Annotated in this window: 11 protein-coding genes, 1 tRNA gene and 1 pseudogene; 6 read left to right on the top strand and 7 right to left on the bottom strand. The window is 56.8% G+C overall.

Features of this window, described 5'->3' with window-relative positions; genetic code table 11:
• Positions 1-32: 32 nt before the first annotated feature.
• From VWY34_RS00295 to VWY34_RS00315, 5 genes are all read right to left on the bottom strand, one after another.
• Positions 33-1,067 carry an ABC transporter ATP-binding protein gene (locus tag VWY34_RS00295; protein ID WP_416544982.1) on the bottom strand — a complete coding sequence of 345 codons (1,035 nt, stop codon included), beginning with the start codon at positions 1,065-1,067 and terminating at the stop codon, positions 33-35.
• Positions 1,064-2,056: an ABC transporter ATP-binding protein gene (locus tag VWY34_RS00300; protein WP_260102075.1), complete on the bottom strand. Its 993-nt coding sequence runs from the start codon at positions 2,054-2,056 to the stop codon at positions 1,064-1,066. Before VWY34_RS00300 ends, VWY34_RS00295 begins: the two co-directional genes overlap by 4 nt.
• 5 nt (positions 2,057-2,061) lie before the next feature.
• Positions 2,062-3,009, bottom strand: coding sequence for an ABC transporter permease (locus VWY34_RS00305; RefSeq protein ID WP_260102074.1), 948 nt, complete (start codon positions 3,007-3,009; stop codon positions 2,062-2,064).
• Positions 3,006-3,986 carry an ABC transporter permease gene (locus tag VWY34_RS00310; RefSeq protein ID WP_340547639.1) on the bottom strand — a complete coding sequence of 327 codons (981 nt, stop codon included), beginning with the start codon at positions 3,984-3,986 and terminating at the stop codon, positions 3,006-3,008. Before VWY34_RS00310 ends, VWY34_RS00305 begins: the two co-directional genes overlap by 4 nt.
• A gap of 152 nt (positions 3,987-4,138) precedes the next feature.
• Positions 4,139-5,695: an ABC transporter substrate-binding protein gene (locus VWY34_RS00315; protein ID WP_416537983.1), complete on the bottom strand. Its 1,557-nt coding sequence runs from the start codon at positions 5,693-5,695 to the stop codon at positions 4,139-4,141.
• A 532-nt stretch (positions 5,696-6,227) separates the two neighbouring features.
• Between VWY34_RS00315 and VWY34_RS00320 the strand changes: the two genes are divergently transcribed.
• From VWY34_RS00320 to VWY34_RS00340, 5 genes and pseudogenes are all read left to right on the top strand, one after another.
• Positions 6,228-7,151 (top strand): calcium-binding protein, encoded by a 924-nt coding sequence (locus VWY34_RS00320; RefSeq protein WP_416544984.1) that lies wholly within the window; start codon positions 6,228-6,230, stop codon positions 7,149-7,151.
• An 85-nt stretch (positions 7,152-7,236) separates the two neighbouring features.
• Positions 7,237-7,722 carry a DUF995 domain-containing protein gene (locus VWY34_RS00325; protein WP_416539577.1) on the top strand — a complete coding sequence of 162 codons (486 nt, stop codon included), beginning with the start codon at positions 7,237-7,239 and terminating at the stop codon, positions 7,720-7,722.
• A 103-nt stretch (positions 7,723-7,825) separates the two neighbouring features.
• Positions 7,826-7,902 (top strand) — tRNA-Arg (locus VWY34_RS00330).
• A 165-nt stretch (positions 7,903-8,067) separates the two neighbouring features.
• Positions 8,068-8,298 carry a helix-turn-helix domain-containing protein gene (locus VWY34_RS00335; RefSeq protein ID WP_416544986.1) on the top strand — a complete coding sequence of 77 codons (231 nt, stop codon included), beginning with the start codon at positions 8,068-8,070 and terminating at the stop codon, positions 8,296-8,298.
• Positions 8,299-8,478: 180 nt separating this feature from the next.
• Positions 8,479-9,000, top strand: a pseudogene (locus VWY34_RS00340) (IS3 family transposase); the annotation flags it as partial.
• 388 nt (positions 9,001-9,388) lie between these two features.
• Here the strand turns inward: VWY34_RS00340 and VWY34_RS00345 are convergent.
• Together VWY34_RS00345 and VWY34_RS00350 are read right to left on the bottom strand one after the other, a co-directional pair.
• Positions 9,389-9,976, bottom strand: a complete 588-nt coding sequence (locus tag VWY34_RS00345) for a YceI family protein (protein ID WP_416539578.1) — start codon at positions 9,974-9,976, stop codon at positions 9,389-9,391.
• Positions 9,977-10,019: 43 nt separating this feature from the next.
• Positions 10,020-10,853 (bottom strand): nuclear transport factor 2 family protein, encoded by an 834-nt coding sequence (locus VWY34_RS00350; RefSeq protein ID WP_340547644.1) that lies wholly within the window; start codon positions 10,851-10,853, stop codon positions 10,020-10,022.
• 105 nt (positions 10,854-10,958) lie between these two features.
• On the opposite strand from VWY34_RS00350, the gene VWY34_RS00355 reads away from it, so the two are divergent.
• A complete protein-coding gene (locus tag VWY34_RS00355; RefSeq protein WP_340547645.1) occupies positions 10,959-11,333 on the top strand; it encodes a winged helix-turn-helix transcriptional regulator in 375 nt (124 codons plus the stop codon).
• The last annotated feature ends 15 nt before the right edge of the window (positions 11,334-11,348 follow it).

Below are 11,348 nucleotides of genomic sequence, written 5' to 3' on the forward strand. Positions count from 1 at the left end.
GGGGTCATCCAGTGGGCCGGGGGTCCCGGTGTTTAGCCGTCGAGCCGGTTCTCTTCGACCGCGTGGCAGGCAACGGTGCTGCCATCTGCTTGCCGTAATGGACGCGGACGCGACTCGCGACATCTAGCATTCGCAAATGCGCAGCGCGTTTGAAAGGGGCAACCTTGAGGCAAGTTGATGGGTGTCGGGATTTCGCCCTGCAGCCGGATGTGACTTGGCCCTTCATCCTTGAGTTGTGGCACCGCGGACAACAGCGCCTTGGTGTAGGGGTGTTTGGGGTTTTCAAACAATGTCCGGGTATCGGCCAACTCACACAGCGTACCAAGATAGAGCACCGCAACGCGCGTCCCGAAATGCTCCACCACACTGAGGTCGTGCGTGATGAAGAAATAGGTCAGTCCCCGCTGGTCCTTGGCTTCCAGCATCAGGTTCAGAACCTGTGCCTGGATCGAGACATCCAGTGCCGAAATCGGTTCATCCGCGATGATGAACTCGGGGTCGACAGTCAATGCCCGGGCGATTGCGATCCGCTGGCGCTGGCCGCCCGAGAATTCATGCGGATAGCGGCTGGACCAGCTCGGATCCACACCAACAGACCGCATGACCTCCGACACTTTATCACGCACTTCGCCACGCGACAGCGACGGATTGTGGTGGCGAACGGGTTCTTCCAACGCCTGCTGGATAGTCATGCGCGGATTCAGGGAGGCATAGGGATTCTGAAAGATCATTTGCATCTTCTTGCGCAGGGGCATCATTTCCCCGCGGGAGCGATCGTCGATCCGTTCACCATCATAGTGGATTTCGCCGCCGCTAGGCGTCAGCAGCCCGGCAACCAGCCGCGCTACAGTAGATTTTCCGCAGCCGGATTCACCAACAATACACAGCGCTTCGCCACGGTCGGCGGTGAGCGAGACATTGTTGACCGCATGCACCGCGCGTTTCTCACGGGTGATGCGACCACCGCGCAGCTTGATGGTTTCTAGAAACCCGCGGTCCAATTCAAAGCGTTTCTCAAGATTCTTCAGCTCAAGCAAAGGTTTGCTGTCTTGTATCTGGGTTGTCATACGCTTGCCTCCTCAAGGCTGGTATTCTGCAGGCGGGAGACTTCGTGGCAGGCGACCTCGACCTGGCGATAGCTTACTGTTTCCGGCAACACCTTGCGGCAGTGGTCGACAGCATATTCGCAGCGAGGGCTGAAGGGACAGCCGGGGGGGATGGATGTCAGCCCTGGCATGTTGCCCGGGATCTGTTTCAGTCGTTGGCCGGGCAGGGTCTGTTGCGGCAACGCGTTGATCAGCCCTTGGGTATAGGGGTGTTGCGGGTCGTTGATGATCTCGCGCGTCGGACCTGCCTCGATCAGACGACCGGCGTACATGACGAGGGTGCGCTCGGTCATCTGACTGACCACGCCAAGATCATGAGTGATCAGGATCAGGCCCACCTTGTTGGACTGGCAGAGTTCCAGCAGCAACTCCATGATGTCCGCCTGAATTGTCACATCCAGCGCAGTTGTCGGTTCATCTGCGATGATCAGCTCCGGATCCAGAAGCAGCGCCATCGCAATGATGATCCGTTGCCGCATGCCGCCGGACAGCTCGTGGGGATATTGGTTCAGTCGTTCTTCGGGCGAGGGGATATAGACCTCCCGCAACTTCAGAATAGCGATCTGTTCCGCTTCAGACTGGCTGAGCGAGCGGTGCGCCTTGAGCGTTTCGACCATTTGCTGGCCGATCGTCAGGACCGGGTTCAGAGTGACCATCGGATCCTGAAAGATCATCGCCATGCGATTGCCACGGATCGTACGCATCTCGGCGTCGGACAGTTTGACGATATCCTTGCCACCAAAAAGGATCTCACCACTGTCGATATATCCGGGCCGGCTGAGAAGGTTCATCAGAGAGAAACCGGTGATGGATTTACCGGCCCCGGATTCACCTACGATGCCCAGACGCTCGCCTTTTCCAAGGTCGAAGGAAATCTGGTTCAATGCGGTGACGGTGTGATCACGCATCGCAAATTTGACCGTGAGGTCGCGAACGGAAAGCAACGACATCGCTATTATCCTTTGTAGAGTTTCGGGTTCAGCACGTCACGCATCCAGTCACCCAAGAGGTTGATGACAAGAACGAGGACAACGAGCACCACACCGGGGATGGCGGTGATCCACCAGCTGCCGGAGAAGATATAGTCAAAACCGGAGGAGATCAGCGATCCGAGCGAGGGCTGACTGGGGGGCATCCCAAGACCCAGGAAGCTGAGTGACGCCTCGGAAATAATCGCATTCGCCACCTGCACCGTCGAAATCACAAAGATCGGCGACAGCGAGTTCGGCAGAATATGCCGCACCATAATCCGCATCGGGCCGAAGCCCAGCACGCGGGCGCTGTCGATATATTCCTTCTTTTTCTCAGCAAGAACAGTGGCGCGTACCGTTCGGGCATATTGCGGCCATTCGGCGACGCCGATCACTGCAATCAGGAAGTAGATCGCATATTGGTTGAAGGTCTCACTGCCAAACATCGCCTGTGTCACCGCGAGGAAGATGATAGCGACCATCAACGTCGAGAAAGACAGCTGGATATCGGCAAAGCGCATCAGAAGGCTGTCGAGCCGCCCACCAACATAGCCGGCCACCAACCCGATTGAGATCCCGAGGAAGGCTTGCAAGGCGACGGCGCAAAGACCGATCAGCAGGGACAGGCGGGTGCCGTAGAGGATCGTCGACCACAGATCCCGTCCCTGATCATCGGTGCCAAACACGAACTGGGGGTCGGCTCCATCAATCCAGGCTGGCGGGTATTCGCTGTTCATAATGTCGATCTGGGCCGGATCATAGGGATCAAACGGTGCCAGCACCGGTGCCAGGATCGAGGCGAGGGTGATGACCATGAACACCGCAAAGGATACCATCGCCACGGGGTTGCGCCGGAAGCTGTAGCCCATGTTGGAGTTCCACAGGCGACTAAACCGCGACGGGGTGGTTTGGTTTGTACTAAGGCTGCTCATGCGCCCATCCTCGCAATATTGACTGTTGGATTGACGAGCCCATAGATCAGGTCGACGATTGTGTTGGTCACCACAAAGATGAAGCCCACAATGATGAGATATGCCACGATCAACGGGGTATCGACGCGGTTCACCGCCTCAAGGAACATGAACCCCATGCCTGGCCACTGGAAGACGGTCTCCGTCAGAATAGTGTAGGCGACCATAGTTCCGATCTGCACACCACCAACGGTGATCACCGGCAACAAGGTATTCTTCAGCGCATGCACAAAATAGATGCGTCCGGGGCGGATGCCCTTGGCGCGGGCATATTTCACGTATTCGCTTTGCAGCACTTCCATCATCTCAGCCCGGATCAGGCGTACGAACAGCGGCAGCATGATCGATGCCAGCGCGACTGAAGGCAGCAGGATGTGCACCCAGCCATCTGCGGTCGCAAAATTAGTTTCCCAATAGCCAAAGACATGCACCACATCGCCCCGCCCGTAAGATGGGAACCATCCGAGTTCCACCGAGAAGACAAAAATCATCAGGATTGCGGTCAGGAAAACCGGGATCGAGATACCGACAATCGAGACTCCCATGATCAAGCGGCTGAAGAACGCATTCGGTTTGATCGCTGTATAAACGCCCAAGGGTACGGAGAGGCCGACGATGATCAGGGTTGCACCCATAACCAGTTCCAAAGTGGCGGGCAGCTTCTTCAGGATCACGTCGAGTGCGGGTTCTTTGAAGAAATAGCTGGTGCCGAGGTCGCCCTGAAGGGCATTTCCAAGAAATCGGATGTACTGTGTCACGAAACTGTCGTTCAGACCCAATTCGTCGCGCAGTTGCTGGCGGACCTCTTCCGAAACGGACTGACCGACCAGTTCGCGCAGGGGGTCGCCGAGATTGTCCTGGATGGCAAAGCCGATCAGCGAGATGGCAAACATCACCGCGATAGCCTGAAACACGCGTTTCACGAGGTAGGCGAGCATGTTGGAGTTACCTTGTATCAGTCACTTGTTGATGGGCACAACGCCATTGACGCCCGACGGGCGGCAGGGACATGCCCATAAAGAAGTGGTGAAAATCTGGGAATTGGTGGCAAATCGGCCGGGGCAGCGACGCCGCCCCGGCCTAAGAGTTATCAGTCTACTTTCAGATCGCCGAAGTAGGGGAAGTTCAGAGCGTTCACGATCTTTTCAGCGTGGACACCATCACGAGCACCCCAGGCCAGATTCTGCCAGTGCAGCGGAATGAAGGCCGCGTCTTCATAAAGGATGCCTTCCAGTTTGCGCAGCAGTTCGCCACGTTTCGCCTGATCGGTTGTCGCATTGGCTTCAGCCATCAGAGCATCGGCTTCCGGGTTGCAGTAGTTGCCGGAATTGTACTGACCGTTGCCGGTGGCTTCGTCCGGGCAATGCGTCAGGAACTGGTGGAAGTTCGCGGAGTCTTCGGTGTCGGAGTGCCAGCCGATCATCATCATGTCGGCAGCGCGTTCGTCAAATGTCGGCCAGTACTGCGCTTTGGGCATGGTCTGCAGGTCAACTTTGATGTTGATCTTTGCCAGCATCGAAGCAACGGCCTGAGCGATTTTATCGTCGTTCACATAGCGGTTGTTCGGCGCCATCATGGTGACCGAGAAACCATCGGCGTAACCAGCTTCGGCCATCAGAGCCTTGGCTTTTTCAACGTCAAAGCGCGGGGTCAGGCTCTCGTCATAGCCGAGATAGCCGGCCGGGCTTGCCTGGGCGCCAACGGTGCCAAAGCCGCGCATAATGCGATCCACGATGCCGGCGTTGTTCACCGCATAGTCGATCGCCTTGCGAACACGTGCGTCTTTGAACGCTTCAACACGGTTCTGGTTCAGTTGGAACGTGATGATACGGGTGCCGGGTTCGGTGATCAGGGTGGTGCCTTCGTGTTCTTCGACACGCTTCAGATCAGTTGGCGGAACCGGTGCGATAAAATCAACGTCACCAGACAGCAGGGCTGCGACACGTGTCGGGTCTTCCTTGATGGGCGTCAGGATAATCTTGTCGACGTTGCCTTCGGAAGCGGTGTCCCAGTAGCCATCAAAGCGATCAAAGACGACTTTCACGCCCTGTTCACGCTCGGTGACAGTGAAGGGGCCGGTGCCGGACAGGTTGCGCGATGCAAAGCTGTCGCCGTGCTTGACCAGTTCGGCCTTTTCTTTGCCATCCTCGGTGGTGCCGGAGTAAAACTGGCTGTCCATCGGGAAGATGTAGGTCGCCGTGTGCAGGACCAGCGGATACGGCTCGGAGGTCTTCAGGTCGAAAGTCAGCTCGTCGATGACTTCGACGTCAGTGAAAGACGCGAAGATACCCTTGAAATCGGGGCTGGACTTCAGACGATCAAACGTCCAGTCAACATCTGCCGAGGTCAGCGGGTTGCCGCTGTGGAACGTGACACCGTCGCGCAGCTTGAACCGCATGGTGGTTTCATCGATCTGCTCCCAGCTTTCTGCCAGCCGCGGAGCGAACTGCAGATCCTTGGTCCAGCGGACCAGCGGATCAAATACCATATGCGACAGCTGCAGCGTTCCGCCGGAAAGCTGCTCATGCGGATCCAGCGAAACCGGATCAGCGTCATAGGCGACCTTGATGGTCACCTCGGCCATCGCGGCCGTGCTCAGGGTTGCCGTCAGAGTGGCAACAGCGAGCGTACTCGCAAAATGTTTCATTATTCGTCCTCCCGTTACTGTATTGTTACTTCATCGGTATCGCAGGGGTCGCGAACAATCCAATGCCGATTGCAAAGCGGCTATGCAAAATGCGTATAGCTTGTTTTTCAAAAATATTTCAAAAGCTTATGGGGCATTTGTTGGCTCAATCACCTCGGCGGATGCGCATTCTGCATAGCAAGAACCTATCAGAGGGTGGACGGGAATCGGCGGTTCTGACTGCTATACTGAGCACCCCAGCGGCGAAAAACAGCGCATCGAGGTGACGCATTGGCGCAGAAGACCGCCGGCCGAATCGAGATAAGAAAAACGACCTGAACTAAGAGAATCGGAGTTCCCTCTGGAGCGGAGAGCGCGGGTCGTTCCATGGTGGCATTGGAAACAGTCGCACGAAATTTCGTCGTTTGTACGCCGCAGACGCCCATTAACAGTCCGTTAATATGGTTAAGGCGCCAAATATTTGCCCGCAGCGCCGAATAAACCTATCAGCTTTTAGTCAAATCGTTCCAACCAGTGTGAAAGAGAGCCCACAATGGCAAATGTATTCGTTGCGTCGTTTCCAGGCGCATCTTCACTGAGTAACTATCTGGCCTTTGACAGCTTTGAAACCTCGCGCGACTCTTTCGGTACCGTTGTTTCTGCCACCGAGCTTGAACAGACGGGCGCCGATGGATCCGTGCTGCGCCTCGGCGGGGATTTTTCCAGCGAGGACCAGGCGGATTGGCAGATCTACTCGATGGACCACTCCCTGAACGGCGCCCCAATCGTATCAGTTTCCAATATCTCGATGACCTTTGATCGCTTTGCCTCACTGCCTGCCGACGATTTGGCCCGTGAGCTGCTCTCTGGTGACGACGAGATCACTGCCCTCCTCAACAGCAATGTGACTGCCATCCGTACCTATGGCGGCGGCGATCGCATTTCACTTGGCGCCGGAAACGACACGGTCGCTGCCGGCGGGGGTAATGATTTCGTGACGGGTGGTCTGGGGATCGACAACCTCCGCGGAGGCTCCGGTGCAGATACGCTCCACGGGAACGGCGGCGACGATATCCTGCGCGGCGGCATCGGCCGTGACCGTATCTTTGGCGGTCTTGGTGACGATTTCATCGGGGGCGGCCGGGGCAACGATCGTTTGATCGGTGGGGCTGGCAACGACACGATGCGTGGCGGCGCCGGTGTGGACCGCCTATTTGGCGGGGCCGGTGATGACGTGATGACCGGCGGAGCGGGGGCGGATATATTTATCTTCAATGAGGGCGATCACACTGATCGCATCACCGATTTTGAGGCGGGGGTGGACCGCATCAAGCTTGGCCGCGGAGCGGAGAGCATGCAGGATGTCGATTTTGGTCAGGTCGGCGATGACGCAGCAATCTATTTTGCCGATGTCACCGTGATCGTCGAAAACATGACATACACAGAGTTGCAGGACGCCGATCACTTCTTGTTCTGATATAATGACGCTCCAAGCTTCGCGCCTGGAGAGCGGTTCAGCAGATCAAGATGACAGATTCCAGGTAGACCCGAGGAGGTAAATGATGACTAGTGTTAAACGTAACCTGATTGCTGCGGCGCTGCTTTGCACTTTACCTGCGGTGACATCCGCAGACCCGTTGCCGCGCAGTGCAAAAATTGCCAATCCGCAGAAAATTGCAAAAATATACTCGGGAAAGACTGAACTCTGGACCAACAACTGCGGCGGAGGCATCTATTTCGCACCGGGCGGTCAGGCGCGCGCCTGGTGTGCCGACCAAAGCGACAACCTGGGCGCAGGAACCTGGGCGGTCGATGCAAACGGGCAGATGTGCCAGGATCTCGTTTGGTACTACCCAAGCGGACGCCGTGCCGGAGCCAGCGCGAACGACAAATCCTGCATCAGCCATGTGGTTGACGCCTGGGGTGTCATCTGGCGAAGCTGGCCGAACGATCCCGAATGGTGGCCGATGGGGAAAGATGCGGGTCTCGTCCGTGGATATAAATTCCAGGCCCAGGTTCAACAGACCCGGTCCAAACTGGGGTTCTGATTGATCCGGGTAAGAAGCCGTTTCAGGGGTCAGCCAAAAAAAGGGCCGACCCCTCGCTTTTGACTTGCACCCCCGCGCCGCTACGCTTAAACCCCGCCGCAGTGGACCGATAGCTCAGCTGGATAGAGTACTTGACTACGAATCAAGGGGTCGGGGGTTCGAATCCTCCTCGGTCCGCCACTTTCCCCATTTGTATGACGTCAGAGGTGTTTGACTTTTCCGTCACATCATTGACCCAACAGAGTCCCGGCCGAACTCTTCCGCCGCAACATTCACCCAGCATCCGAACACTGCTCGCTGGCGTTCCGTGTTGTCCTAAAACTTGCGCTGCGTTATTGTGCCAACATGCGTCAGCCCACAAAACAACAGTTAGATCGACATGAACGCCTCAGGGCCGATCTTCGCGTCCGGGGAAGCTCTCTCGCAAAGATCGCCCGCGAATTGGGCGTGACTGACTCTGCTGTCACTTTGGTAGGAAAAAGAATGTGTCGATCTGCGAAGATTGAGCAGGCTTTGGCGGACGCTTTGCAAACTAAGCCAGAGCAGCTTTTCCCTGATCTTTGCGAAGAGAGATAGAGCGGCCATTAGATTTGGCCCGAGAAATATGGACAGTTGAGCTAGGTGGATTTTCCGCTCCTGATCCGGCAGCGTGCTGGGACGAAGGAGCCCGAGATCGATGTCAAATCGTTGCACGCGAAGATAGGCCAGTTGACGCTGGAAAACGATTTTTTAGGCGAAGCGCTCGCCAAGGCCAGTCTGCTGAGAACGCTTGCTGTGACACGGCCAAACCAGGTCTGGGCGATGGACATTACCTACATCCCCGTGGCGCGCGGATTTGTTTATCTCGTTGCGGTGCTGGACTGGTTCAGCCGAAAGATTCTGGTCTGGCGATTGTCGACAACGCTGGAAACCGGCCCGGGCATCGAGGCTTTGAAAGATGCCTTGCGCGGTCATGGCAAGCCCGAGATCATGAACACGGATCAGGGCAGCCAGTTCACGTCCATCGACTTCATCAAGACGCTGAAGGACGCGGGCATCCAGATCAGCATGGATGGCAAAGGTGCGTGGCGGGACAACGTCTTTGTCGAACGGCTGTGGCGGACGATCAAATACGAGGAGGTCTACCTGCGCGCGTATGAAAGCGTGTCAGCAGCCCGCGAGAGCCTGTGCCGATATCTGGCGTTCTATAACAGCAGGAGGCCGCACTCATCGCTGGACGGGCAGACGCCCGATCAGGCCTATCTCAAACCGTTGCGACAAATCCCGGTCGCAGCATAATCGAGCGGGAAATCTACCTACGAAACGGCCGGAAACTGTTCAAACGACCCGAACCACCTCTGCTTAGGGTGTCCAGTCGCTTGAAGAACCTTAGAATGCGTTGCAGCTGTGCGGCTCCTTTGACTTAGAACGCTCGCTAAGCTTGCTGCAGCGCAGTAAAGCGCAAGTGATTACCTACGTTCTGAATGGTCAACAACTGAACAGCACGATGGATGTCGGCTTCAGGCATTTCGTGAACCCTTGGTTTGCAACCGCAAGCTGTGACCAATTCCATGGTGGATATCCTCAATTATGGACCGTCTCGCTGAATCTACCAGTCTGATGTGCAGACTCCGACCCCGAAGCTGGCGCCCCGGTGTCGGAATACTTGGTATATTGAGACCTGAGCTTATTCGGCTGCTTTAAGCTCGGTGTCGATTTCGATGGTCAGCTGGCCCACCGGGATGCTGCTGCCGACGCCGAAATCTGCCGGGTCGATTGTGCCCGACGCGGAGAATGCCACCCAGTCGCCTTTGTAGTAATCAAAGAACTGACCGACCGGATGCGCGCCAAGGTGTGTCAGGCGGGCCTCAAGCACCACCGGTTTGGTGACACCGTGCAAGGTCAGATCGCCGGTAATCTCGGCTGTATCCTCACCGGTGAGTTTTACACCGGTGCTGGTAAAGGTGATCTCCGGATAGGTGCCTGCGTCCAGGAAATCCGGACTTTTGGCATGTTGATCAAGCGCTTCGACGCCGGAGAAGAAGCTGTCCGTTGCGATGGCCGCTGTGACGCTGGCGGTCTCCGGGTTTGCAGGATCCAGTTCCAGCGTGCCGCTGACCGCAGTGAATTCGCCGTGCTGCATTGAGACGCCGGCGTGGTTCCAGCCCACGCGAACCTCAGTGTGGCCAGGATCTGTCTTGTAAGTTGCTGCAGCGGCTGCGCCTGTCATGATGGCAAGAGCGGCGAGGGTGCTGAGAAGGTGGATTTTGGTCATTGCGTATCCTTTCCGTTGGACGTGAAGTTAAAGGGGTTGTGAATCAAAACATGCCGTTGCCGTGGGCGAATTCGGCGGGGATTTCCTGCACCGCGTCCCAATGCTCGGCGATCAGCCCGTCCTCGACGCGCCAGAGGTCATAGAAAGCGGTGGGTTTGCCGTCGTAGATGCCTGCAGCTTGGGTCATTACGAAATTGCCTTCAGCCACCACGTTGTGCAGTTCGGTGTAGCCGAAGGAGATTTCGTTCTCGGCCAAATAGGCGATGAACCCCTTCAGCCCGTCGCGGGTGTCTGGCACATAAGGATTGTGCTGCATGTAATCGGCGCGGATGTAGTCGTCGATCCTGGCAAGGTCGCCGCCCATCAGCACGTCGGTGACGAGGCCGGTAACCAGTGCCTTGTTGGCTTCGGTCTTGTCCAGATCTGTGATTTCGGTGGTGCCATCAATCATGGAACGGCCGCTGGCGGTTTCAGTCACTTCATCCTGGATCGCATCCCAATGCTCAACCAGTTTACCGTCTTCAAAGCGGAACAGGTCGATGATCACCTTGGGGCCGAAGAATTCCGCTGTCTGATGGATCACCACAAAGCTGTCATCACCGAACACCCGGATGGGGTTGACCTGCACGGGCGGATCCAGCGTTTCAAGGAAGTCCACAAAGCCCAACAGCCCTTCGCGCCCATCGGCGGCTTGCGGGTTGTGCTGGATGTAATCCTCGGCGACATGCGCGCGGATAAACTCGCGGTCGCCTTTAGCGAGGCCCTGCTCAAGAAGAGTCCGGGCGGTGGCCTTGTTTTCTGCGGGATCAGCGGCTGCAGAGGTTGCTACGGCTGCGGCCAGCACCGCTGTTGTTGCCGCTTTCTCGAAAATGGTCATTCAAGTCTCCTTCGTGGCTGTTGCCTGAGTCGGTCACATAAGTTACTATTAAGAAGTGTAGTTCCTATGTGGAAGAAGGCACTTTTTAGTAACTAAGGAAAATCCATGAAGCGGCGTGAGGAAATCGAACGAGAGCTGGGTCTGGATCTTTGCCCGATCCGAACCGTGCTGGCGCAGATCAGCGGCAAATGGAGCCTGCTGGTGATCCTGTTGCTGCGGGACGGGGAATACCGGTTTTCAGAAATTCAACGGGCAATCCCCGATGTTTCGCAGCGGATGCTGACCCAGACCCTGCGGCAGCTAGAACGCGATGGGCTGGTGGCGCGCAAGGTCACACCGGTGATCCCGCCGCGGGTTGACTATGCCATTACCGAGCTGGGCCGATCCTTGTTTGACCCTATCGGCGCGATGGCCGCCTGGGCGGTAGAGAAGCACCCGGAAATCATGACTGCACGGGAACGCTACGACAACGCAGGATAGGGCCGGGGCTGCGGC

This window comes from Phaeobacter sp. JH20_02 (genome assembly GCF_048056915.1).
Classification (GTDB): domain Bacteria; phylum Pseudomonadota; class Alphaproteobacteria; order Rhodobacterales; family Rhodobacteraceae; genus Phaeobacter; species Phaeobacter bryozoorum.

Bases quoted from the DNA above. Each gene is read 5' to 3' on its own strand.
- VWY34_RS00345 (WP_416539578.1), bottom strand. From the start codon at position 9,976: ATGACCAAAATCCACCTTCTCAGCACCCTCGCCGCTCTTGCCATCATG.
- VWY34_RS00295 (WP_416544982.1), bottom strand. From the start codon at position 1,067: ATGACAACCCAGATACAAGACAGCAAACCTTTGCTTGAGCTGAAGAAT.
- VWY34_RS00300 (WP_260102075.1), bottom strand. From the start codon at position 2,056: ATGTCGTTGCTTTCCGTTCGCGACCTCACGGTCAAATTTGCGATGCGT.
- VWY34_RS00315 (WP_416537983.1), bottom strand. From the start codon at position 5,695: ATGAAACATTTTGCGAGTACGCTCGCTGTTGCCACTCTGACGGCAACC.
- VWY34_RS00355 (WP_340547645.1), top strand. From the start codon at position 10,959: ATGAAGCGGCGTGAGGAAATCGAACGAGAGCTGGGTCTGGATCTTTGC.
- VWY34_RS00310 (WP_340547639.1), bottom strand. From the start codon at position 3,986: ATGCTCGCCTACCTCGTGAAACGCGTGTTTCAGGCTATCGCGGTGATG.
- VWY34_RS00320 (WP_416544984.1), top strand. From the start codon at position 6,228: ATGGCAAATGTATTCGTTGCGTCGTTTCCAGGCGCATCTTCACTGAGT.
- VWY34_RS00350 (WP_340547644.1), bottom strand. From the start codon at position 10,853: ATGACCATTTTCGAGAAAGCGGCAACAACAGCGGTGCTGGCCGCAGCC.
- VWY34_RS00335 (WP_416544986.1), top strand. From the start codon at position 8,068: ATGCGTCAGCCCACAAAACAACAGTTAGATCGACATGAACGCCTCAGG.
- VWY34_RS00305 (WP_260102074.1), bottom strand. From the start codon at position 3,009: ATGAGCAGCCTTAGTACAAACCAAACCACCCCGTCGCGGTTTAGTCGC.
- VWY34_RS00325 (WP_416539577.1), top strand. From the start codon at position 7,237: ATGACTAGTGTTAAACGTAACCTGATTGCTGCGGCGCTGCTTTGCACT.